Origin of the sequence: Algibacter agarivorans, from assembly GCF_039543245.1 — a bacterium.
Lineage (GTDB): Bacteria > Bacteroidota > Bacteroidia > Flavobacteriales > Flavobacteriaceae > Algibacter_G > Algibacter_G agarivorans.
In genome coordinates this window covers 34414-58340 of sequence record NZ_BAABJJ010000031.1, presented here as the reverse complement: position 1 = coordinate 58340, position 23927 = coordinate 34414, and the positions used below count along the sequence as shown (strand labels likewise).

Below are 23927 nucleotides of genomic sequence, written 5' to 3'. Positions count from 1 at the left end.
TTTGTTTATTCTAATTTACGAATTATATCGCTGATTTACAAGTATTTGTGTGTATCTGAAAGTGCCTAATTAGATAAGCGCTTTCTGTTTTATAAACTATACGTAAACCCTAAATTAATATTTCTGCCCATATTGAAAATGCCATCAGGCTTTAAACGCGATAAATGATTGGTATAGGTTTCATCTGTTAGATTGTTAGCAGATACGATAACAGACAATTCGTTTTTAAACAACTCAAAACTGCCGCCTAAACCAGCGCTTAAAAGATTGTAACCATCTGTATTGGTTTCAAAAGCACTTACATTATTTTGGTCGAAAGTAGTGCGCAGTTTAACAAATCCGTAGCCTTTTTTAATCCAAGGTTTTTCGAATTCAACTCTAATCATATTAGTTAAAGAGTTTGCGGGAATAAGCGGTAAATACCCTTCATTATCTTGTTTTCCAGTAACCATTTCAAAGCTACTTTCAAAGTGTAGCCAATCTAAAGGGTGCGGATGTAAATGAAAACCGAATTCGCCACCATATAATTTGGCATCATCTTGTAGATATAGAAAAACAGGGTCTTCATTAATAACTTCTCCATTAGGGGATAAGAAAATGTAGTTGTTTATTTTATTGTAAAACCCATTAGCAAATAATTCTACGTGTTCACTTTTAAATTCTAAAGCGACATCTGTTTGAAAATTTTGTTCACTCTTTAAACTGCTGTTTCCTATTTCATAGCGGTTGGTGCCCTCATGACTTCCTTCAGAAGTTAATTCGGATAAATTTGGTGCTCTAAATCCTGTAGCTAAGTTTACTCTAGCGGTCATATTTTTAGCTATGTTAGTCTTTACGCCAAACGCACCATTAAAGCTATTGAATGATTTATTTATACTGTTTAAAATATCAATATTTCGGGTGTCAAAACGTGCTCCTAATTGTACATCGGCATTTTCAAAATGAATATGAGACGTTGCTAAAACACCAAAATCGTTAGTGGTAGCGTCCGGGATTAATTGTTCTTCGCCATAATTGGAATTGGTCTGATTCATGCCTTGAACCCCAATAATGGTTTCAAATTTCCCTAATTCTGGTAAACTGTATTTAATATCATAATTAGCTGTTTTAAGTTTCATATGAAGTGCCGCTTCTAAAATTTCATCTTCATCTTCGTGTTCATCTTCCTCGTGTTCCTCATCTTCGTCGTCTTCATCGTCATCTTCATGATGGTGTTCTTCAAACTCTTTTCTATCATTATATATAAATCCCAAATTAATATCTAATTTAGAATTATTGAAAAACAATGTTGATTTTGAGCTAAAAATATGATTGGTTATATCTTGAAACGGAAGTAAAGGTGTTCTGTTCGTGGATTGCTCTCCAATAGCTTCAGGAATCCCCAATTTGGAATGATTCACGTTATATCGGAATTCGGTTTTAAATTGTGAAACTTGATACCCAATGCCAGCTTTAAAATCTTGTTCTCTAAATCGCGTGTTTGTTACTCGATAATCTTTAGTAGTATAATCGGAATGTTCAGCTATGCTTCCTCTAAATAAAAATTTAAAATTATTTTCAGATGATTTAAAGCCTGCATTGGTATTAAAGCCCTGTGTGTTACTGAAATAATTTCCGCTTAAATCACCGGAAGATTTCCCGTTTTCGGCAAAACGTTCAGGATTCAAATATAAAACACCACCTAGCGCATCACTACCATAGAGTAGGGAAGCGGGGCCTTTTATAACTTCAACGCTTTGTATTCCGGCAGCGTTAACTCCAAGACCGTGTTCGCTTCCAAATTGCTGGTTCTCTAATCTAATACCTTGGGTGTAAACTAAAACCCTATTAGAACTTAATCCTCTAATCACTGGCTTTCCAATGCTTAAACCCGTTGTAATACTTTCAACACCTGCAATGTTTGTAATGCCTTCGGATAGCGTTATTGCGCCACTAGCCTTTAAGTCTTCCATGGTTTTTTGTTCCACTTTCATCACATTATCACTTTGTAGTTTGTGAAAGGGTGTAGAGACGATAATGCTTTCCATTTCTATGGCTGTGGGCGTTAAGCTGATTGTAATAATATCAGTTGTTGGAATACTGATTTTAAAGGATTCTGTTTTGTAGCCTAAAAAAGAAAAAAGAATATTGTAATGTCCAGAAGGTAAATTTTCAAGTTTGAAATTTCCATTTCCGTCTGTTATTGTGCCTTTTTCAAGGTCTGATATATAAATGTTTACAAAGGCTAACTGTTCTTGTGTATTAGCATCTGTAACAATGCCTTGTATGGTGTTTTGACTGTATATGCTTGTGATTGCTAGGAATAGCAATGTATTTATAAATGACTTCATTGATGGGTTTAATTTAATTTAATAAAAATGTTAGCTGTAGAGGTTTCAGCATAAATAATAATATTAAATTAATGCAGGAGGACCGCGAAGCGAAAAGTGTAAACGTTGATATTTACTAAGGAAGACGTATTGAGAGCTAATTTGAAGCGACTCAGTTTTTTCTGAAAAGAGTTCTAAATAAGAAAAATTAAATGTAAAATTTTTGTTGAGCTGAAATTTATGGAACTCACATTCTAAATCTATTTTATGAAGGTGTGTCGTTTTTTCGCCTAAACAAACGTCATGCTCGTGATGCTCAAAAATATGAATAAATTTAAGTGCAGAAGGAACCAATAGCGTTAAAACTAACGAGAGCGTTAGTGCCTTGAAAACGAAATGTTCCTTAATGTGGTTCATTAATCTACAAAGCGTTTTAAGCCTATTCTGCGGAGCATTTTCTTTTCAAAATTCCAAAAGAACTTGTGCTGGCCAAATAGCCAACCAAAAAAGACCAACATAATTTGGTACATGATGAATAGTAAAAGAATACGAAGTATCCAATACCCAAATGTTGAAAAGGTTTCGGGTGTAATACTTAAGTAATTTAATATAGGCTTGCCAATATAGGAAGCTGTTGATCCTGTTACGGCAAATACAATAAAAATGATAACAATTTGCCAGTTATGCTCTATGCCCCAACGTTTTTTTAATTTTTCCACAATCACAATTTGATTGCAAAAGTAACTAAAATGAAATTAAATCCTAGGAACAAAAGGTCCTAATCTTTGGTTATAGGTTAATTGAAAATAAATAAAATAATTGTAGAGTTTATAGTTTACCTCATAACCGTAATCGATTCCGGGTTGGTAATCAATTTGCATTTCATATAGGCTCGGGTCAAATCGTTGTGGTTGCAGTACCCGTTGATTCCATTCTATTACATAAATGTAATTTCTGTTTTCAAGATATTGCTGCGAATAGAAGCCTTCTGGTCGAGCTCTACTAACCAGCCAAGTGTTGAAGCCGGGTTCTATAATAATGATCTCGTATTCTAATTCGTCATTTGCAATGGTAACGGTATCACTTTGCTTAGCATTTGCTAACCTTTCATCTTTTTTTGAAACTGTAGTTTTTGATGTATTACAGTTAAAAATAAATACAGAAATAAGTAAGGTGTAGATAAGTTTTCTCATAGCTTTCAATGAGTTTTAGTTATTTTTCAAATGTATGCCTCATTATATCATTTTTAAAATGAGAATGAGTTAACGGGTATTTTCATTGCGTGAACCCATTTATCTTCTTTATACCAAATAAACATCAAAATAATTGATTAAATCAGTTTCTATTTCCTTTATATTTCAATATAAAATAGAACCGTAACTAATGCTATGCTTATATTTTCTATCTTATCTAAAGAACATATAATTCTAATTTATCACCAACCATTTTGAAATTAATTTGGTATTAATAAATTTACAAAATCCATTCTTTAAACAACTTGTTTTTAAATATTTTTAACATAAAAAGAGCCAAACAAAACGTTTGGCTCTTTTTGCTATTTATATTTATAGGGAAAATTATTTTCCTCCGAAAAGACCACCTAATAGACCACCAAGTCCGCCTTTTTTACTTGCATTTCCAAGAACCATTCCTGCAACATCATCTATAACACTACCATCGCCATCGGCATCTAAAATAGACTCTAAGAAACTTTGTTCTTTTTCAGCAGAATTCCCGCCAAGCATTCCGCCTAATAAATCTCCAATACCATTAGAAGAACTTACGTTTTGTTGTTTGGCTTGATTTCCTAAAACGCCCATTAAAATTGGTGCCGCAACTTTTAATATATTGGCAACAGAACTAGCATCTAATCCTGACTTTTCTCCTATTATTTTTTCTACTCCATTTTGTTTAGCACCTAGAACGTGTCCTAATATTTTTTGGCCATCTTGTTTTACGTCATCATTAACACCTCCGTCAAATAACCCTCCAAGATTATCTAAAATACTACCATCATGTTTTCCTTGTATAGCTCCCATAAGTCCTTCTGCGCCTTTTGGTGTTGCCGCATTACGTTGCATAGCTTTCATTAAAACAGGTAAAGCCATTGTTAATACACTGCTTGTTTTATTCGTATCGTTTCCTGTTGAACCGGCTACTCCGCTAATTATAGTTTTTCCTAAGTCGCTGTTTAATAAATCTAAAATTCCTGCCATGATTGTTATTGTATGTATTAATTAATAAAGTTTTTATGAAAAATTGGAAGCTTAATGTACAAAAAAGTCCCAACTAATATAGTTAGGACTCAATAATTCTATTTAGGTCACAATTTGTTTTATCCTATCCTAAGATACTAATTATTTGTGATGCTAATTCTGTACCAATTCTATCTTGCGCTTCGTTAGTTGCCGCTCCAGTATGAGGGGTTAATGATAATGCAGGATTCATTAATAATTGCATTTCTGGTTTTGGTTCTTTTTCAAAAACATCTAAAGCCGCTCTTGCCACTTTTCCACTTTCAATAGCTTTTACAAGTGCTATTTCGTTAAGTACACCACCACGTGCTGCATTAGCAATAATAACACCATCTTTCATCATGTTAAATTCTGCTTCGTCAATAACGTAATCTTTTTGTGCAGGAACATGTAATGTGATAAAATCAGCTTGTTTTAAAACATCTTCTTTAGAAACGGTTTTAATTTCAAAATTTACAGTTTGACCATCAAAAAAGTCCAATTCTAAATTAGCACTTTCTAAAAACGGATCAAAAGCAATCACTTTCATACCAGCACCTAATGCTACTTTAGCTGTAGCTTGACCAATACGACCAAAACCTAAAACACCTAAAGTTTTTCCTTTAAGTTCAGTCCCTTTTGCGTAAGCTTTCTTTAAGCCTTTAAAGTTGCTATCGCCTTCAAGAGGCATATCTCTATTTGCGTTATGTAAATAACGAGCTAACCCGTATAAGTGTCCAAATACTAATTCAGCAACAGAATGTGAAGATGCTGCAGGTGTATTGATAACACTACGACCTTGTTCTCTTGCATATTCAACATCAATATTATCCATACCAACACCACCACGACCAATAATTTTTAGTCCTGGACAGGCATCAATTAAATCTTTACGTACCGTTGTTGCACTACGCACCAATAATACTGCAATGTCTTTTTCGTTGATATAGTTTATTAATTGCTCTTGTGCTACGGTTGTTGTAATCACTTCATAACCTGCTTTTTCTAAGGCATCAATACCGCTTTGTGAAATACCGTCGTTTGCTAATACTTTCATTGAAATTCTATTTTTGTTATTCCCTCATAGGAGGGAATCATTTTTTTAATTTTTGGTAGCTTTATGATATTCCCTCCTTCGAGGTAATGACAAAGGCTAATCCATTACGCTTTACTTTCTAATTCACTCATTACTTCCACCAATGCTTTTACGCTATCTAGAGGTAATGCATTGTACATAGATGCTCTATAACCACCAACACTTCTATGGCCATTAACACCGCTAATACCAGCTTCTTTTAGCATAGTTTCAAAAGTGTCTTTTAAATTGTCATTAGTTAAGTTGAATGTTGCATTCATATCTGATCTATCTTCTTTGGCTGCAAACCCTTTAAATAACGGATTTAAGTCAATTTCAGAATACATTAAACGTGATTTCTTTTCGTTTTCTTTTTCAATTCCAGCAATGCCACCAAGGCTCTTTAACCATTCTAAGGTTAACATAGATGTGTAAACTGCAAATACTGGCGGTGTATTAAGCATACTGCCGCTTTTTATATGCATTTTGTAATCCATTATAGAAGGAATATCGCGAGATACTTTTCCTAAAATATCTTCTTTAATAACCACTAAAGTTGTTCCTGCAGGGCCCATATTTTTTTGAGCTCCAGCATAAATGATATCGAATTGAGTGAAATCTAATTGACGTGAAAATATATCACTACTCATATCACAAACCACAGGGATATCTGTTTTAGGAAATGATTTTAACTGGGTTCCAAAAATGGTGTTATTTGATGTGCAATGGAAATAATCATAATCCGAAGGAATATCAAAACCTTTAGGGATATAATTGAAATTGGCATCTACAGAAGAGGCTACCTCATAAATATCATCTAGTTTTTTAGCTTCTTTTATGGCTTTAGAACTCCAAGCTCCAGTGTTTAAATATCCTGCTCTTTTTTCTAAAAGATTCATGGCTACCATTAAAAACTGGGTACTTGCTCCACCTTGTAAAAATAATGCTTTATACCCTTTGCCTTCTAAACCAAGTAACTCCAATGCTAAAGCTCTAGCGTTTTCCATGATATCAACAAAATCTTTGCTTCTATGAGAAATTTCGATTAAAGATAAACCACCACCATTATAATCAATGATTGCCTCAGAAGCTTTTAATAATACTTCTTGTGGTAAAATACTTGGTCCTGCACTAAAGTTATGTTTTTTCATTTTTACTATCCCGAATACTTTCAAAGTGAAAGCATTTTTTATGGGCTACTTTTAATTAGTATTCCGTTAAAAAATTAAGATGCAAAGTTGCTAATTAATTAGGTATTTTGTGTTAAAAATTCAATAATTTTTTCATTAAATTGCTAACAAAAATTCAATAGAATCTACATCATCCGCATAATCCCAAAGTTGAGGTTTTTGGGTTGCACCAAATGCAATTTCATTTTCAGTAAATCCCTTAGAAACTATACATTGTATTTGTTCTTTTTTTTCTTCTAAAACTTTTTTTAGTTGAGAGGCGTCTTCATAGAATTCATAAAATAATGTTGCAATAGGAGAAGCAAAACTTTCATCTTCTTTTATCATAAAGAAACCATTTTCAAGCATATCAAATTCGCTCATTAAATAAACCGCTTTATTATAATCGTAGTTATTCGCGTATTTAGCTTTTTCAACAATAGGGTGCCAATGGTAAATGCCTTTAAAAAAGAGGTCAAAACTATAACTTTTAGGCACATAGATTTTAGATACATTCCTACAACCTAGTCCATAATACCTAAAAATATCTTCGGATAGGTTTACTAAATCTTCTTCAGTCTCTTTACCAGTTAAAATGGCAACAGAATTTCTGTTATTTCTAATAATAGAAGGTTTTCCTTTAAAATAGTATTCAAAATAGCGTGCTGTATTATTACTACCTGTAGCGATTACGGCATCGAAGTTTTCAATTTTAGCTTCAGTAAATGTTATGTTTCCTTTAAACTTTGGTTCTGAAAACTCTAAGTATTTGGCTAAATAGGGTAGTAGATGTTTGTCGTTTGATGACTGTTTTACTAATACATGATGTCCGGAAATAAGCACCGACAAAAAATCATGAAATCCAACAAGGGGAATGTTTCCCGCCATAATAATAGCGACTTGCTTAGGATTTATTTGAGTTATATTATAAGGTTTTAGCCAAGTATTTAAATTTTTGGTAGTCAAGGCTTCTGACCATGATGTTAAAGCAAATCTGATGTTTTCTTTTGTAAACCACCCGTTGTGTTCTTCGGCTAATTTTAGTTGATGTTTAAAGCCAGCAAAGAATACGTCATTATGTTCAACATTATCGGCTTTTTGTATAACTTCATTAGAAAATTGCCTTAAAAAATCTCCTAATTTTATAAAAGCATTAATTCTTTCTTGTAATTGCATCCTTAATTTGGTTATGAATGGTTTTGGCTTTATTTTTGCAACTGCAAATTTAAGGAAACTCTACAGAGTTCTTGAATTTTAAAAGATAAAAAATTACTATGGCAATTATAATAACAGACGAATGTATTAATTGTGGTGCTTGCGAACCTGAGTGCCCAAATACTGCAATATATGAAGGTGCCGATGATTGGCGCTATAAAGATGGGACCAGTTTAGAAGGTACTGTGGTTTTAACTAATGGAACTGAAGTTGATGCTGACGAGGCGCAAGAGCCTGTAAGCGATGAACTTTATTACATTGTTCCAGATAAGTGTACGGAGTGTAAAGGATTTCATGATGAGCCACAATGTGCAGCGGTTTGCCCTGTAGATTGTTGTATACCAGATGAGGATGTTGTGGAAACTGAAGAAGAATTATTGGCTAAACAACGTTTTATGCATCCTGAAGATTAATTAAGAATTTACAATTAAAGATTAATAATGAAAATCCTGAGTCTTTGGCTTAGGATTTTTTTGTTTACTCTGTTCTAAATTCAAAAATCTGAGATATGATATAAACTGTATTTACCGTTAACACAATGTTTGGAACACTTGCTCATTAGTAGTGTAGCAGTAGGCTAGCTCATCATCACCACTTGAATCGTTGCCATTACAACTAAGCAGTACTAGGGAAGCTAAAATAAAACACCTGTCTATTCAGATTGTTTTATAGCTACTTTTTTTTATTTTGAAATTTTTATTGCTTTGATTTTTTTTGAAACGGTCTTGGTTTCAATTGAAATAATGTATATACCTTCGTTTAAAAAGTTAGTTTTTAAATCAATCTTATGATTGTTAAGGTTATATGTTTTATAATAAACTAAAGTGCCCAAAGTATTATAGATTTTCAATGATGCTGCATCTTCTAACCCTAAATCGATTGTTAGATGTTCATCAAATGGATTTGGATGGCCTACAATGTCATTGAATAACACATTGTCCTTAAAAACACCTTGACAGTCTTTTTCTGTTTTTATTTCAATACTATTGCTTCCGCTTTTAAGCAGGAATTCGATAGAGGTATCTGAGGTTTTAAATTGTTCTCCATTAAAATCGATAGTATAACTACTGCTACCGCTTAGATGATAGCTTACACTTTTTTTGTCATTGATCACCTTGCTTGTTACCGATAATGGTTCCGGTTCCGTAATAGTTGCCTCATATTCTGTTTTTAAATTGGTATTTGTTGGCGAGGTAATTACAATGGTGTATGTGCCAGATGCTAAATCTGTGATTTCATAACTACTGGAAAAACTATTGGTTTCATTTAAACCGTTACCCGTTATTGTTACATTAAATGATCCAACAGCCAATGGGTTTACGGTAATGATTCCGCTTTTTTGCCCTGGACACGTAATACTCGTCGTTTGAACTGAAGCTAAAACTCCTGTATCTGGAGCGTTATCATATAATTCTACGGATAATATTAAAGAACTCACTCTTCCACCAGAATCTGGAAAAGTTAAACTTATAGTATTTGTTTCCTGTAAAATTGTTGTAGAGAAAGGAATTTCAATCATTCCGAAGAAATCGTCTCTATTGGCTTGGTCGTAGCCTTTCCAATTATCCGGAACTTCGACTGTAATGCCATTTACCTTAAGAATTGGTTTTTTTGAAACATTGTGCTTTCTACCTAGACCCATGCGAAGTGTAGCAAAACCATTTCCTGTAGAAACATTATCAAAAGTATACACTATTTCAGAATTAGTAGCAATAGGTTGTAAGTGTGTTTGTGTATAATAGGTTTTCATCCTAAGTGCATTATCAAAAGTAACCGGACTGTTAAATGTGTATTCCAGAATAACAGTTTCCCCCTTAATCAACGACATAGTATTTGGAGCTGTAGTTACCGTTTCAATAGTCATATCTGGCATGGTTTGCGGGTAGATTTTAAGTGCTTTTATTTTTACATCCACTAAATCCGTGATACTAGACAACATGGTTAAGTTTACGGTTTGTGTGTTATCATCTAGATTATTCAATGCTACAAACATTTTTGTATTATCAACAAAAGCTTGAACTTGAATATCTGGGTTATCGCTTTTAATCATAATACGTTTTCCCTTTACATCTTTCCAAAGTTCATAAAAATGAATTCTTGGAGTATATTCCCAACCAGCAGGAGTTGGTTCGCCAATATTCGTGGGTTTAAACAGTACCGCTTGATAGGGTTGGTAATTATTGGCCGCTGTTATATGCCACTCGGCTTTTCCGGTTATAAAAGGAATAGAGTTTACTAAACGGTTTTCTCGTTCTAATAAATTAAAAAGTATATGATTTATGGATTGTACGGTTTGAATACTAGCAATATCGCTATAATCATCGCCATAGCCTTGCTCTATAGCGCCATATTCTGTAATGGCGTGTGGTTTTATAGCATTCCATTTTACATAGCTATAGTTCTCTATTAAATCCAAAATGGCTTCGGAATTGCTTCCAGAACGCTTTGAGTCCTGTCCTGTTATGTTAATACCATCATATAAATGAGTTGAAAAAGCATACATGTTTTCTCCTGCATTGTCCATGAACATTTTCATATTGTCATTCCAATGACCAAAATCGCTAAGTTCCATAGAAGGCCATGCAGCAGAATAACCAATAACTTTCATGTTACCCAATGCAGGGGTTTCATGAATACGTTTTGCGACTTCTCCATATAACTTCGCCATTTGAAGTTTTATTCTATTATTCTCAGAATTACTCCAAGCGCCAGAATAAAAATCTTGGGCATGAACAAAAGGCTCGTTCATGACCTCAAAAAATTCGTTTCTGCCATTTTGATTAACGAAATCCTTGAAATACTCCACCGCCCAATTACTTGCAGTTGTTATGTCTATACCGTCTAGAAATACATTCCCTGGATGTTCAGTAGCCACAAAACCTTTTTTTACAGCTCTTAAATCATCATTCCCATTTTTATCAGCAGGATAAACACCCGCAGATCCTGTTTGGTTTTTAGCAAAACTATAAGCTCCCCAGAAACCTCTACCTCCAGTAACGTTATAATCATTCCGAAACATATTCGATTCAGTATCGCTTGATGAATCATGAACAGAAAAGTATTTGGTTCTGTCCAATTCCGAAACTTCTCCAAGAAAACGTTGACAATTAGGGTCTATTTTAACACTTACTTCTTGTGCTAAAATTTTAAGTCCAATCAGCAAAAACGAAAATAATAGAAATAAGGTTTTAGAAAGGTGTATTTTCTTTATCATATAAATAATGTTAAATTCTTTTAAATGTGAATTTAGAAACAATATTTAAGGGAATGTCTAACAAATGTTTTTTGTTAGATAACTTATGGTTTTCGGCTAATTTATTGCTTATATGAGCTTTATTAAGTTGGTTAATCGCTTCATCTAAAGGAATAATAAAATTTAGCGTTTTAATATCTTGAATACTTAGTGTTTTGTTTTGATAGCCTAAACAAGAAACGATAATGGTTTTTAAATTATTATCGTCAGTATGGATTGCAAAATAACCTTACTCGTTAGAAATTAAGCCACTATGCTTAACTGTTTTTATGTTGGCGTATAGAATGGGTTTGTTGTACTTTATGTCAATTAATTTAGTGGTAATGTTTTGCGAAAACGAATAAAAATAACAAAAGCATAAGACTATAAAAAAACTAATTTTTTTCATAATTGGAGTGTTACAAATAATTGACAAATGAAAATTTGTTATGTTGCATAAATCGGTTTAACATAATTAATTATTAGGTTTGTTATAAAATATATAAGAATGACTGGAGAAAAAAACTTAGTAAAATTAATAAAGGGAATGACACCTAAATTGAATTTGGGAGATTATGTTTTTGCAACGGTTATTGATTTAAATAAAATAGATAGGTTAGATACCATTTGTGAATTTAAAGAAGATGAAGGTGTTACCATTGTAATTGAAAAAAGTAAGGCAGATAATTTAAATCTCACCTATAATTATATTGCCTCCTGGATTACGCTAAAGGTTCATTCTTCATTAGAAGCTGTAGGATTGACTGCTGTATTTTCAGATGAATTAACTAAGTATAATATAAGCTGTAATGTGATTGCTGGATTTTATCATGACCATATATTTGTTGCTAAAAAGGATTCTAAAATAGCACTAGAGGTTTTAACTAATTTGTCAAAAAAATATAAATAAAAAAGCCGAGCTATTTAGCTCGGCTTTTTTATTTATAGAAATAGTTTATAATTATAAACTAAAATTTAATCTTCCAAAAACATAAGTTCCATCAGACCCCATTTGTACAGAATCAGCCAAACCACCTTGGTCTGTCCAACCATCAAATTGTGGTGTTGGATATTTATTAAATAAATTATTTGCACCAATGCTAAATTTAACTTTTTCCGAGAGTTCATATCCCATGCTAAGATCAACAACTAAAGCTGCTTTGTAAATATCTGTTGCTACAGGAAATAGGGCATCTGCCTCTGCTTGCGTAGTAGCAGGGGAATCTACCCATTGGAAATCTTGAAGCGTTACCTCACTAAATTGTGTTAAGGAAACAGTGGTGTCAAACTTTTTACATGAATACCCTAGGTTAAGTCCAAACTTATAATCTGGAGCAGCTGCTTTTAAATAGGCCTGCGAGAATGGTCCAAAGAATGTAAATTCATTTAAATTACCATTATTAATATTCTTAACTTCTAAATCATTAAAGTTTCCAATTAAAGCTACTTTAATTTTACCATGATCTCCAACATTAGTATCGTAGCCTAAAACAATATCCAGACCATTAGTTCTTGTATCAACCCCATTGGCAAAAAATTGTGCTGCATCAACATTTAAAGGGCCTAAAATAGTTTGGTCTGTAAAATTGTCTGTTAAAATGATTCTATCATCTACTGTTATGGAGTAGGCATCAATAGTTGCAGTAAATCCGCCTGTTTTATAGGTAAATCCTATACTGGCATTAAATGCTTTTTCTTCCTTTAATTGACCAATACCAAATGCTTTAGTAACAGTGCTATTATTTGCTGATAACAATGAAGGAACAGAAGCACCAGCAACAATGTTGTTAAATATAAGGTTATAATATAATTGAGCTAACGATGGTGCTCTAAAACCAGTAGATATAGAACCTCGCAATGAAAAGTCATCACTTATTTTTAATCTAGAGGCAAGTTTTCCGTTAAAGGTGCTTCCAAAATCACTATAATTTTCATATCTAACAGCGGCAGCTAACATAAAGGCTTCACTAACATTAAGTTCTGTGTCAAAATAGATTCCGTAGTTAGTTCTGCTTCTATCTACCTCGTTAGCCGGACTATATCCAGGAAAACCTTGAGAACCACTAGGTAAATCATCTCCATTCGAATCAAAAGCTACCGTTTGAGTAGCGGGGTTGGTTACAGGAACACCATTTACATCATAAAGACCATAAGAAGGAACTTCACCTGCGAAAATACCAAAGTTTTCTGTTCTATATTCGAAACCAAACGCTAAGCTTAACCCTGAAGCAACATCTTCAAGGTATTTATTGAAATCTAAGCCTGTAGTGTTTTGTGAAAGAAAATGTCCACCTGCATCAAAATCGGTTGGAGAAGCATTTTGCATAGATGCATTGTTACTGTTTTTTATAAAATAGTGAAAGTTGTTTTTACCATAAGTATTATTAAAATCTAGATTCCATCCATTTTCCATTTCATGTCTTACTCCAACTGATACTGAAACGTCTGTTATGTTAGACGTAATTTTTGGCGTAAATCCGTTAGGATATAAACTAGGAACGGATCTGTTGTCTCCATCGGCAAAGCCATCTCTAGAAAAAGCATAGGCATTAGTATCTCTAAAGTTTCTACCACCAAAAGCATACACTTCAGTATTATCATTAACAGGCAAAGAAGCGTTAACCATAAAATTAAAACCATCAACGCCTGCGCTACCATATCCTTTTCTCCAAGCAAATCCTGGTCTTAGTGTATTTTGTCTTGATAAAAACTCCGTAGTGAAATTAATAAACCCTCCGTTGTCATTTAATGATACACCGTAATTTGCATCTATTTTAACCGTTTCACCATCCCAACTTTTATCATCACCATCTAATCTATTTTTACCTTCAACATTATTAAGTGTTTCTCCGGTAGCTTCTTCCCAACCATCGCCTATGGCAGTACTATAAGCGCCATATGTAATACCTCCAGAAAAGCCGTTTGTATTATCCTTTAAAACAATATTAATTACACCAGCAATGGCATCAGAACCATATTGCGCTGAAGCACCATCCCTTAAAACTTCAATTCTTTTAATAGCGTTTGCAGGAATTGCGTTTAAGTCTGTTCCAGAATTTCCACGACCTCTAGTTCCAAAAACATTAACCAAAGACGATTGATGTCTTCGTTTTCCGTTAATTAAAACTAGTGTTTGGTCTGGACCTAAACCACGTAAAGATGCAGGTACGATATGATCGGCACCATCGGAACCAGATTGTTTACTAGCATTGAATGAGGGTGCTGCATACTGCAAAATTTCATTAACTTCAACTTTTCCAGTTGTTGAAGCAATATCAGCAACGTTAATTACATCAACAGGTACCGCAGTATCTGTAGCTGTTCTTCTTGGACTTCGAGACCCAACAAGCATAACCTCATCTAAGCTTACACCTTCTTCTAATATTACATTTAATGTTGTTTGATTATTAACAGATAGTGTTGCTGTATTGTAACCCACATAGCTAAAAATTAGTGTAGCATTCTGGTTAACAGAGATAGAATAATTGCCATCAAAATCTGAAGTTGTTCCATTTGATGTACCTCCCTCTGTAATATTTACACCAGGCAAAGGAATTCCACGTGAATCTTTAACTGCACCTGTAACATTATGCTGCGCAAACGCTAAGGACGTCATAAAAAAAAATAAATAGAAATAAATGTTTTTCATCTTTTAATAATTTTGAGTTAATTAATGCTAATATATGTTAAAGTTTTAATAATATGTAGATAACGCTAGTCGAATTTCTAAGCCTAATAAGCTGATATTATGTTCTTTTTCTAGTAAATTTTCAATTGAAAAAAACATAAATTACTACCAATATAGTCTATATTTGCACTCGCAAAACAAATTACCACGTAGGCGGTAATTTGTTAATAAAACTGAGCGATTGAAAGATTTCCGCCTTCGCGGGAATGATAAAAAAACACATAATTGATGAAAGCAGGCATTGTAGGATTACCAAACGTAGGAAAATCGACTTTATTTAATTGTTTATCAAATGCCAAAGCGCAAAGTGCAAACTTTCCGTTTTGTACTATAGAACCAAATATTGGGGTAGTAAATGTGCCAGACCCACGTTTAGAAAAACTAGAATCTTTGGTAAACCCAGAACGTGTTATGCCAGCAACAGTAGAGATAGTTGATATTGCTGGGTTAGTAAAAGGTGCCAGTAAGGGTGAAGGTTTAGGGAATCAGTTTTTAGCGAATATTCGTGAAACTGACGCTATATTACATGTACTGCGTTGTTTTGATAATGATAATATTGTGCATGTTGATGGCAATGTAAATCCCATTCGCGATAAGGAAACTATCGATATGGAATTGCAACTTAAAGATTTAGAAACGGTTGATAAGAAACTTGATAAAGTAAAACGTGCTGCAAAAACAGGAAATAAAGAGGCTCAAAAAGAAGAAGCCGTTTTATTAAAAATTAAAGCAGGGTTAGAATCGGGAATATCTGTTAGGGCTTTAGAATTTAGTGAAGAAGATGATGCGGATTTTGTGAAACCATCACAGTTTATTACAGATAAACCAGTCATGTATGTTTGTAATGTAGATGAAGGTTCCGCGGTTTCAGGAAATGCGTATGTAGAATTAGTTAAAGAAGCTGTAAAAGATGAAGACGCCGAAGTTTTGGTATTAGCAGTTGGTACAGAAGCTGATATTAATGAATTGGATGATTACGAAGAACGCCAAATGTTTCTTCAGGATATAGGTTTAGATGAACCAGGTGCTGCCAAGTTAATTCGTTCAGCATATAAATTACTAAACCAACAAACTTATTTTACAGCAGGTGTAAAAGAAGTTAGAGCTTGGACTGTAGATATAGGTGCTACGGGGCCTCAAGCAGCCGGTGTTATACATACCGATTTTGAAAAAGGGTTTATCCGTGCTGAAGTTATTGCTTATGATGATTATGTTCAATTTGGTAGTGAAGCCAAAGTAAAAGAAGCTGGAAAAATGCGTGTTGAAGGGAAGAACTACATTGTTAAAGATGGCGATGTGATGCACTTTTTGTTTAACGTGTAGATTAAAAATATATAATTACAATCGTCATTTTCAGGATGAAGAACAAAAAAAGTAAACTTAAAAAGTTTGCTTTTTTTTGTTCTTATAAACAAATACGTTTACTTTTTAAGCAGAATTAGTAATATATGGAATCTTAATTATAACAATCTAAGAAACTATTATAGAGCAAATCAAAAATACTTATCTTGTCTCAAAATTATTTGACGATAAATAACTAACAAATCCCTTTCCTCCCGATAGCTATCGGGAGGAGAGGCTAAGAGAGGCTTTATGAAAAAATTAGCATTACATTGGAAAATTATTATAGGAATGGTTCTCGGAATCATTTTTGGTTTTATTATGAATACTGTTGCTGGAGGTAAAGGTTTTGTTTCAGATTGGATTGCACCTTTTGGCACCATATTTATCAATCTTTTAAAGCTTATAGCGGTGCCTTTAATTTTGGCATCTCTAATCAAAGGTATTTCAGATTTAAAGGATATTTCTAAAATAAAATCCATGGGCTTACGTACCATTGGTATTTATATTACAACCACTTTAGTAGCTATAGTTATTGGTTTGAGCATTGTAAATATTATTAAGCCAGGAGACGGTATGCCGCAAGAAACCATTGAGAAAATCAAATTAAAATATGAAAATGATGCTGGTGTAACCGATAAATTAATGAAAGCATCTGCCCAAAAAGAAGCGGGACCTTTGCAACCATTAGTGGATATTTTTCCGAGTAATATTTTCGAATCCTTTGTAGAAGCGTCTATGCTTCAAGTTATCTTTTTTGCTTTGTTTGTTGGTATTTGTTTACTGTTAATAGGAGAAAAGAAAGCAAAGCCATTGGTTGATTTCTTCGACTCGCTTAATGAGGTGGTCATGAAAATGGTAGATTTAATCATGCTTTTTGCGCCCTACGCTGTATTTGCATTACTGGCAAATGTTATTATCGCTTTTGATGATGTTGAAATTTTAATCAAACTGCTTTATTATGCTTTCTGTGTTGTTGGAGGACTCCTATTAATGATAGGCTTCTACCTTCTTTTAATTAGTGTGTATACAAAAAAATCACCGATGTGGTTTTTAAAAGAAATAAGTCCAGCGCAATTATTGGCGTTTTCAACAAGTAGCAGTGCAGCGACTTTGCCTGTAACTATGGAACGTGTTGAAGAGCATTTAGGTGTAGACAAAGAAGTGTCAGGTTTTGTATTGCCTGTTGGGGCAACCGTAAACATGGATGGTACCAGTTTATATCAAGGTATTGCCGCTGTATTTATTATGCAGGTTATTTGGCCAGAGGGTTTAACGTTTACCAATCAACTTGTTATTGTGGCTACAGCGTTATTGGCGTCTATTGGGAGTGCTGCGGTACCAAGCGCAGGTATGGTTATGCTTGTTATTGTGCTTGAGTCTATTGGCTTTCCAACAGAATTACTACCTATTGGTTTGGCGCTTATTTTTGCAGTTGATAGACCTTTGGATATGTGTAGAACAGTAGTAAATGTTACAGGCGATGCTACGGTTTCAATGATGGTGGCCAAGTCCTTAAACAAATTACACGACCCAAAACCTAAAGAATGGGATGACCACTATGATGAAGTAAAATAATATATTTAACTTTATATTTCATCAGGGAAAATCAAAAAAGTTTAAACCAGTTCATAATTAATTTATGCTTGGAAATTGATGTCTTTGCGTGAATAAAATTTGTTTCAAAATGAGTTCTAAAATATATTTAAAAGAACCTATCGTTTCAGTGGAATGGCTTCAAAACAATTTGGTTGCCGATAACCTTATTGTTTTAGACGGAACAATAAATAAAGTGTTTGATGCTTCGCAAAACCAAATACCAGGCGCACGACTATTTGATATAAAAAAGAAATTTAGCGATACATCAAATCCGTTTCCAAGTGCATTTCCTTCCGCAGAACAATTTCAAAAAGAAGCTAGAGCTTTAGGAATAAATAATGATAGTGCTATTGTGGTTTATGATGATAAGGGTATTTATTCAAGTGCTCGTGTGTGGTGGCTATTTAAAGCGTTCGGTTATACTAACGTTGCGGTTTTAGATGGCGGGTTTCCTGCGTGGTTAAAAGCGGAATACCCAACAGAATCTATGAAACTTTATACTGGTGATTCTGGTGATTTTGAGGCTAATCTTCAACCTCAATTTATGAAATTCTTTAAGGACGTTCAAGATGCTTCAAAAAACAAAACCCATAATATTATTGATGCGCGTTCGGCAGGACGATTCAATTGTACAGTGCCAGAACCAAGAGAAGGCTTAAGAATGGGAACCATTCCAAATTCTGTTAATTTACCATTTACGGACTTATTAGAAAATGGTATTTTAAAATCAAAAAAAGATTTAGCAAAAGCATTTTATATGGTTGCCGATAAAAATGATGCTATTATTTTTTCATGTGGCTCTGGACTAACGGCCTGTGTTTTGGCTTTAGGTGCTGAAATTTCTGGATATAAAAACATTTCGGTTTATGATGGTTCATGGACGGAATGGGGCAGTTTAGTTAAGGGTTAATAACTTTTGATTATGCTGATGATTTTGAGTCGCCTATTAAAAAGGACTCGCTGTTCAGGCAAAACACATTACAGATGCTTATGCAGAAAATAAAAACACTAATAAACGAGTAGATTTTATTTTGAGGAGTTTGAAGTAGTAGTGATTTTGGGAATTACGCTTATCGTGTTTGTATAAGGAAAGTTGCGTGTTTCAAGCACTATAAAGTTAGCAAATAAAAACGGAATAGAAAATCCGCGAGGATTTTCGTAAGTAGGCTAGAGCCAGCAATAAATTATATACGGCTTAAGTTTGTCTTTTATTACATTTTTGATGTAAATATATTCTTAATTGTATCTAATTCTTTTTTGTATTTCAAATCTGTTCTTGATGCAAAATATAAGGTGTTTTCCGTTTTTACTTTTCCTTCCCAAACTAAATTTATTTCGTTTCTTTTAATTTGTTCTTGACATAAAAAATCTGGAACTAATGCAAGTCCGTTTCCATTGTTTAAACATCTTATAATAGAAGTTATGTTTGGTAAAATGTAGTTTGGTTTGAAAGCAGGTTTCTTATTAAAATTCTCAAACCAAAAACGTCTAAAATGTTCCATTTCGTTTGATGAACTATACCAAACATTTTGAAGTAGTTCGTCTTCTAACTTACTTAAATTTTTTGATTTAATGTGTTTTTGTATTTTAGTTACATTCGTTTTATTTCCTGCTATTAAAACGATTCTTTCTTTTGAAAACGGAATATACTCAACTAATGATTTTTTTTCATTCTGTTTTTTAGGTGTTATTACTAAATCTAAAATTCCGTTGTTTAGGTCTTTTATTAAATCTGTATGTGCTCCAAATCTAGCTAATAGGTCAAAGTCTAGTTTTGGAATTTCGGGTTCAATAATAAGTTGAAACATTTCTGAACACATTCCAATGTTTAGAGATGGATTTTTTTCTTGAGTTGTTTTTTTAAAATGCTGTTCTGCAATTTCAAGTTTTTTTAAAGATTCAATAATATATTCGTATAAAAATTTCCCATCCTCTGTTGGAATCATTTTTCTCGAAGTACGTTCAAATAGTTTTTTACCAACATAAGCTTCTAAGGCATTTAGGTGTACACTAACTCCAGGCTGTGACGCATATAAAGCAATAGAAGCTTTAGTCAAAGTTCCGTTTTCATATATTTCTTTAAATGTTCTGTACCATTCTAAATTTACCATAGTTATTAAAATATTGATACAAAGGTATGATTTGTATTATTTTTACAATAATAAATATTACTTTAATTTTGCCTCAAATAAAATAAGAGACAAATGAAAAATATATTTATAATTAATGGAAGTCATCCATTTGCGCATTCTGGTGGAAGATTTAACGAAACACTTTTCGATAATACTATTTCATATTTTGATACGCTTGAAGAATTTGAAGTGAAGTTTACTCAAGTAGGTGAAAATTATAACGTAAAAGAAGAAGTTGAAAAATTTAAGTGGGCAGATATAGTGATTTATCATACTCCAATTTGGTGGTTTCAAATCCCTTTTGGATTTAAAAAATATATAGATGAAGTTTTTACGGAAGGTCATCAAAATGGAATTTATTCAAGTGATGGAAGAAGTAGAAAAAATCCAAACATCAATTACGGAACTGGTGGTTTAATGCACGGAAAAAAATATATACTTACTACAAGTTGGAATGCACCTAAAACTGCATTTACTTTAGAAAATGAATTTTTTAATCAAAAAAGTGTAGATGAAGGTGTTATGTTTGGGTTTCACAGAATGAATGCTTTTACAGGAATGGAATTATTAGCAACACATCATTTTCACGATATGGAAAAAAATGCAGATGTTCCTTTTGAGTTGAATAATTACAGTACTTTTTTAAATGCTTTAATGATTAATTTGTAATTATCTGGTTTGTTTGCGAAATGCAGTACAACTTTAATGATATACGTCCGTTTTAATGACTTATATCAAGCGATAAGCGTAGTTAGTTTTTTAAAATCGAAAAGTCAATATGTAATATAATATTTACGTAAAAGTTATAAACAATTGATAATGAATAATTTCATCCAAAAAATATTGGTCATGCCTGAAGTTGTTTCTGGATTTTACTAAAATTATGAGGAGAAGGCAAAATAAGTTGAACTTGACAGAAGAGAATTATTCCAAAAACTTACGCTTTAACTCAGGTGTAGGAATCATACAAGCGTCGTTTTTACCATACCATTTGTAGCGATTCTTCGCTATAAAATCGTAAACCCAATTGCGGATAAAATTTGGGACAATTAAAAAAACGGTCATTAAGTTAGTTGGAAACCCCAATTGTGAAGCTACTTTTAAAGCAGCAGTGCTTTTGTTGTGAAGTCCTTTTTCCGGGTTATACAAAATTATAGAATCTACTTGATTAGTGTCAATATTAAATTTATCTATAATTTGTTTCCCAACTTCACTTTGTAAAGGAGCGAACATAAACCTGTTCTTTTTATCTCGTTTTATAACATACAATACTGAGCTATTGCAGAGGTTGCAAACACCATCAAAAAGAATTAGTTTTTTATGTTTTGGGATATTTACCATAATAGTTCGTCGTTGTGAGGAAGGATGACGTAACAATCATTAATTCGATTTAAAACAAACAGATTACCACGCCTAAAACGGCTCCAATGACTTAACAAAGATAATGCTTTACAGGCTATTTAAAAACGCATTCAAATCTGTTTCTTTGCCTAGATTAAGCTTCGTTTTAAGTCTGAAAACGGTAGCGAACTGCTTACTACTTACTGAAGACTATTTCACTGTTTACTTCTTTACAGCCTCAACCAATTCCAATTGGTCTAAACTCACATTAGTAGTAAACATACCATAATTTACAACGGCTTTGTTTTTTTCAATTTTATCAATTGTGCCTATAGCTCTGCCGTCTTCCATTCTAACGCGATCCCCTATTCTTATAGTCGCTTTTGGTTTAGGGGTTTCAATAGCTTTTTGTTTTGCTACTTTTTTCTTTTTGCGGATAACTTCCACTTTCTTTTCGGCTTCTTGTTTTACTTGAGTTTCTTTGGCTTTAATTACTTTTTTCTGCTTTGCAGTAACCTTTTTACGTTTAGAGTTTTCTATTTGAACCACTTTAAAAAGCTCGTCCATTAAAGCTTTTTTCTGCTTGCTCTCGAAATATTTTTCGGCAATATCGTTAACTTTTTGCCCCAAATAAATCAATCGTTGATTGCTGTCATATAACTCCTGATAGCTTTCTAGTTTCTTTTGGATTTTAGCATTAATCCCTTCTAGCTTATCCGCTTCTTCAAGTTTTTTCTTTTCGTTGAGTTTTAAGGATTGTCCCGTTTTTTCTAATCGAGAGCGCTCCTTTTGAAGCTTTGCTATAGTAGCATCAAAACGTACTTTACTGCGTTCAATCTTCTTTTTGGCACGATTGATTAAGCTATAGGGAATGCCGTTTTTTTGAGCCACTTCAAAGGTGAAACTACTTCCGGCTTGACCGATAACCAATTTAAAAAGTGGCTCCAAAGTGCGTTCATCAAAAAGCATATTGGCATTAAGCATGTTTGGTAGCTCGTTAGCTAATATTTTTAGGTTGGAATAGTGGGTGGTTATAATGCCGAAAGCTTCACGATGGTAAAATTCCTCTAGAAAAGTTTCAGCTAAAGCGCCACCAAGTTCGGGGTCACTCCCTGTTCCAAATTCATCAATTAAAAAAAGTGTGTTCTTATTGCACTTCTTTAAGAAATAATTCATTTGCTTTAAACGATAGCTATAGGTGCTTAAATGGTTTTCAATAGATTGATTGTCACCAATATCACTTAAAATTCTATCAAACAAAAACACTTTGCTTCGCTCGTGTACCGGGATTAACATACCACTTTGCAACATCACTTGCAGTAATCCAACGGTTTTTAAAGTAATACTTTTTCCGCCAGCATTTGGACCCGAAATCACGATAATTCGGCTATCTTGTTTTAGTGCTATGGTCTGCGGAAATGTTTTTTCTTTCTTCTCTAAATTATTTAAATAAAGTAATGGGTGATAGGCATCGCGTAAGTACATACTTCTGTCTTCAGTAAATTCAGGAAGAATGGCATGCATGGATTTTGCGTATTTCGCTTTAGCGGAAATCACATCTATATCAATTAATAACGTTTGGTAATCTTGTAATAATGGTAAAAACGGACGCATAAAATCCGTAACTTCTTTTAAAATCCTTATAACCTCTTCGTGTTCTTCATATTCTAGGTTGTTGAGTTCTCTTGAGTATTGTAATGTAGTTTCAGGTTCTATGTAAACAATACTCCCTGTTTTGCTGCCGCCCATAATAGCGCCTTTCACTTTGCGTCTGTACATCGCTTTTACAGCTAGTACGCGTTTGTTGTCAACCACCGATTCTCGTATGTCATCAAGATATTCAAGATTATGATAGGTGTTCAAAGCTGAACTAAAACTGGCATTTATTTTGCCTTTTATTCGGTTTATAGATTGTCGTAAATCGAAAAGTACATTTGAAGCATTATCTTTTATGTCTCCAAATCGGTCTACAATGGCGTCTACTTTTTCAATAAGTATTTTAGTGACTTCAATATGCGATGCAAACTCGTTCAACGTGGGGTAGTAGTCTTCAAATTTCTTTAAAAACATAACAATAGCGTTGACTGTAATGGACATGGCAATTATTTTTTTTAATCCATGAACCTCTAAATACGTGTTTTCTATGCGCAGTAGTTTTAATTCTTTCGCAATGGTGTCAAAACCATGATTAGGTATGCGATTGTCGTTATAAAATGAGGATAAATATTCGTTAGTAAGATGAAGTGCGACAAGTAATTCGTCCTTAGTTTTATAAGGTGAAATCTCTAATGCTTTCTCATGTCCAAGTGGTGTTATACAAAGCTCGCTTACCTGTTGTAAAACAGTTTGAAACTCTAAATCTTGTAATGTTTTTTCGTGAATATGAATCATTCTTAAGTATAGCGTCTAGGAATAAGAAATGCAAAGTTACACATTCTGTTTGAGATGATTTGCACTCTTATGGTTGCTTGTGTTAAAATGTTAATTAACAAAATGCTAACACCTGTGAGTGGTATTTCTGTTTAACTTGATGATTTTAAAAAATCATCAATCAAACTACAATCAGTTGCTAAAAACTCAATCAATAAATAA

General features: G+C 33.2%; 18 protein-coding genes. 6 read left to right on the top strand and 12 right to left on the bottom strand.

Annotated elements, in window-relative coordinates:
* Nucleotides 1-89: 89 nt before the first annotated feature.
* From ABD935_RS10900 to ABD935_RS10870, 7 genes are all read right to left on the bottom strand, one after another.
* On the bottom strand, nt 90-2330 hold the full coding sequence (locus tag ABD935_RS10900; protein WP_345192066.1) for a TonB-dependent receptor: 2241 nt from the start codon (nt 2328-2330) through the stop codon (nt 90-92).
* Nucleotides 2331-2725: 395 nt separating this feature from the next.
* Nucleotides 2726-3028 carry a DUF6787 family protein gene (locus ABD935_RS10895; RefSeq protein ID WP_345192065.1) on the bottom strand — a complete coding sequence of 101 codons (303 nt, stop codon included), beginning with the start codon at nt 3026-3028 and terminating at the stop codon, nt 2726-2728.
* 36 nt (nt 3029-3064) lie between these two features.
* Entirely contained in the window at nt 3065-3502 is a 438-nt protein-coding gene (locus ABD935_RS10890) for a DUF6146 family protein (protein ID WP_345192064.1), read from the bottom strand.
* 384 nt (nt 3503-3886) lie between these two features.
* Nucleotides 3887-4525 (bottom strand): DUF937 domain-containing protein, encoded by a 639-nt coding sequence (locus ABD935_RS10885; protein WP_345192063.1) that lies wholly within the window; start codon nt 4523-4525, stop codon nt 3887-3889.
* 124 nt (nt 4526-4649) lie between these two features.
* Entirely contained in the window at nt 4650-5600 is a 951-nt protein-coding gene (locus tag ABD935_RS10880) for a D-2-hydroxyacid dehydrogenase (RefSeq protein WP_345192062.1), read from the bottom strand.
* 104 nt (nt 5601-5704) lie between these two features.
* Nucleotides 5705-6769 (bottom strand): 3-phosphoserine/phosphohydroxythreonine transaminase, encoded by a 1065-nt coding sequence (gene serC, locus ABD935_RS10875; RefSeq protein ID WP_345192061.1) that lies wholly within the window; start codon nt 6767-6769, stop codon nt 5705-5707.
* Nucleotides 6770-6904: 135 nt separating this feature from the next.
* Complete coding sequence (locus tag ABD935_RS10870; protein WP_345192060.1) at nt 6905-7963, bottom strand: acyl-CoA reductase; 1059 nt, start codon at nt 7961-7963, stop codon at nt 6905-6907.
* Nucleotides 7964-8061: 98 nt separating this feature from the next.
* Here ABD935_RS10870 and ABD935_RS10865 point away from each other — a divergent pair, with 98 nt between their 5' ends.
* Nucleotides 8062-8415 (top strand): 4Fe-4S dicluster domain-containing protein, encoded by a 354-nt coding sequence (locus ABD935_RS10865; protein WP_345192059.1) that lies wholly within the window; start codon nt 8062-8064, stop codon nt 8413-8415.
* A 269-nt stretch (nt 8416-8684) separates the two neighbouring features.
* Here ABD935_RS10865 and ABD935_RS10860 read toward each other — a convergent pair whose 3' ends face one another.
* Nucleotides 8685-11216 carry a T9SS type A sorting domain-containing protein gene (locus ABD935_RS10860; RefSeq protein WP_345192058.1) on the bottom strand — a complete coding sequence of 844 codons (2532 nt, stop codon included), beginning with the start codon at nt 11214-11216 and terminating at the stop codon, nt 8685-8687.
* 526 nt (nt 11217-11742) lie between these two features.
* On the opposite strand from ABD935_RS10860, the gene ABD935_RS10855 reads away from it, so the two are divergent.
* Nucleotides 11743-12144, top strand: coding sequence for an ACT domain-containing protein (locus tag ABD935_RS10855; protein ID WP_345192057.1), 402 nt, complete (start codon nt 11743-11745; stop codon nt 12142-12144).
* Nucleotides 12145-12195: 51 nt separating this feature from the next.
* Here the strand turns inward: ABD935_RS10855 and ABD935_RS10850 are convergent, their stop codons facing one another.
* Entirely contained in the window at nt 12196-14883 is a 2688-nt protein-coding gene (locus ABD935_RS10850) for a TonB-dependent receptor (RefSeq protein WP_345192056.1), read from the bottom strand.
* Between the two features lie 267 nt (nt 14884-15150).
* Between ABD935_RS10850 and ychF the strand changes: the two genes are divergently transcribed.
* The 3 genes from ychF (at nt 15151) to ABD935_RS10835 (ending at nt 18772) form a co-directional block, all read left to right on the top strand.
* Nucleotides 15151-16245: a redox-regulated ATPase YchF gene (gene ychF / locus ABD935_RS10845; RefSeq protein WP_345192055.1), complete on the top strand. Its 1095-nt coding sequence runs from the start codon at nt 15151-15153 to the stop codon at nt 16243-16245.
* 270 nt (nt 16246-16515) lie between these two features.
* Entirely contained in the window at nt 16516-17841 is a 1326-nt protein-coding gene (locus ABD935_RS10840; protein ID WP_345192054.1) for a dicarboxylate/amino acid:cation symporter, read from the top strand.
* A 109-nt stretch (nt 17842-17950) separates the two neighbouring features.
* On the top strand, nt 17951-18772 hold the full coding sequence (locus tag ABD935_RS10835; RefSeq protein ID WP_345192053.1) for a sulfurtransferase: 822 nt from the start codon (nt 17951-17953) through the stop codon (nt 18770-18772).
* Between the two features lie 301 nt (nt 18773-19073).
* Here ABD935_RS10835 and ABD935_RS10830 read toward each other — a convergent pair whose 3' ends face one another.
* On the bottom strand, nt 19074-19973 hold the full coding sequence (locus ABD935_RS10830) for a LysR family transcriptional regulator (protein ID WP_345192052.1): 900 nt from the start codon (nt 19971-19973) through the stop codon (nt 19074-19076).
* Between the two features lie 93 nt (nt 19974-20066).
* Here ABD935_RS10830 and ABD935_RS10825 point away from each other — a divergent pair, with 93 nt between their 5' ends.
* A complete protein-coding gene (locus tag ABD935_RS10825) occupies nt 20067-20663 on the top strand; it encodes an NAD(P)H-dependent oxidoreductase (protein WP_345192051.1) in 597 nt (198 codons plus the stop codon).
* Nucleotides 20664-20918: 255 nt separating this feature from the next.
* Here the strand turns inward: ABD935_RS10825 and ABD935_RS10820 are convergent, their stop codons facing one another.
* Both ABD935_RS10820 and ABD935_RS10815 read right to left on the bottom strand, forming a co-directional pair.
* Nucleotides 20919-21335: a thiol-disulfide oxidoreductase DCC family protein gene (locus ABD935_RS10820; protein ID WP_345192050.1), complete on the bottom strand. Its 417-nt coding sequence runs from the start codon at nt 21333-21335 to the stop codon at nt 20919-20921.
* Nucleotides 21336-21557: 222 nt separating this feature from the next.
* Nucleotides 21558-23726 (bottom strand): endonuclease MutS2, encoded by a 2169-nt coding sequence (locus tag ABD935_RS10815; RefSeq protein WP_345192049.1) that lies wholly within the window; start codon nt 23724-23726, stop codon nt 21558-21560.
* Nucleotides 23727-23927 lie beyond the last annotated feature (201 nt).

What these genes read in the sequence shown, in the direction of transcription:
- ABD935_RS10850 (WP_345192056.1), bottom strand. Translation starts at nt 14,883, where the DNA reads ATGAAAAACATTTATTTCTATTTATTTTTTTTTATGACGTCCTTAGCG.
- ABD935_RS10825 (WP_345192051.1), top strand. Translation starts at nt 20,067, where the DNA reads ATGAAAAATATATTTATAATTAATGGAAGTCATCCATTTGCGCATTCT.
- ABD935_RS10865 (WP_345192059.1), top strand. Translation starts at nt 8,062, where the DNA reads ATGGCAATTATAATAACAGACGAATGTATTAATTGTGGTGCTTGCGAA.
- ABD935_RS10830 (WP_345192052.1), bottom strand. Translation starts at nt 19,973, where the DNA reads ATGGTAAATTTAGAATGGTACAGAACATTTAAAGAAATATATGAAAAC.
- ABD935_RS10815 (WP_345192049.1), bottom strand. Translation starts at nt 23,726, where the DNA reads ATGATTCATATTCACGAAAAAACATTACAAGATTTAGAGTTTCAAACT.
- ychF (WP_345192055.1), top strand. Translation starts at nt 15,151, where the DNA reads ATGAAAGCAGGCATTGTAGGATTACCAAACGTAGGAAAATCGACTTTA.
- ABD935_RS10820 (WP_345192050.1), bottom strand. Translation starts at nt 21,335, where the DNA reads ATGGTAAATATCCCAAAACATAAAAAACTAATTCTTTTTGATGGTGTT.
- ABD935_RS10885 (WP_345192063.1), bottom strand. Translation starts at nt 4,525, where the DNA reads ATGGCAGGAATTTTAGATTTATTAAACAGCGACTTAGGAAAAACTATA.
- ABD935_RS10900 (WP_345192066.1), bottom strand. Translation starts at nt 2,330, where the DNA reads ATGAAGTCATTTATAAATACATTGCTATTCCTAGCAATCACAAGCATA.
- ABD935_RS10880 (WP_345192062.1), bottom strand. Translation starts at nt 5,600, where the DNA reads ATGAAAGTATTAGCAAACGACGGTATTTCACAAAGCGGTATTGATGCC.
- ABD935_RS10855 (WP_345192057.1), top strand. Translation starts at nt 11,743, where the DNA reads ATGACTGGAGAAAAAAACTTAGTAAAATTAATAAAGGGAATGACACCT.
- ABD935_RS10860 (WP_345192058.1), bottom strand. Translation starts at nt 11,216, where the DNA reads ATGATAAAGAAAATACACCTTTCTAAAACCTTATTTCTATTATTTTCG.
- serC (WP_345192061.1), bottom strand. Translation starts at nt 6,769, where the DNA reads ATGAAAAAACATAACTTTAGTGCAGGACCAAGTATTTTACCACAAGAA.
- ABD935_RS10835 (WP_345192053.1), top strand. Translation starts at nt 17,951, where the DNA reads ATGAGTTCTAAAATATATTTAAAAGAACCTATCGTTTCAGTGGAATGG.
- ABD935_RS10870 (WP_345192060.1), bottom strand. Translation starts at nt 7,963, where the DNA reads ATGCAATTACAAGAAAGAATTAATGCTTTTATAAAATTAGGAGATTTT.
- ABD935_RS10840 (WP_345192054.1), top strand. Translation starts at nt 16,516, where the DNA reads ATGAAAAAATTAGCATTACATTGGAAAATTATTATAGGAATGGTTCTC.
- ABD935_RS10890 (WP_345192064.1), bottom strand. Translation starts at nt 3,502, where the DNA reads ATGAGAAAACTTATCTACACCTTACTTATTTCTGTATTTATTTTTAAC.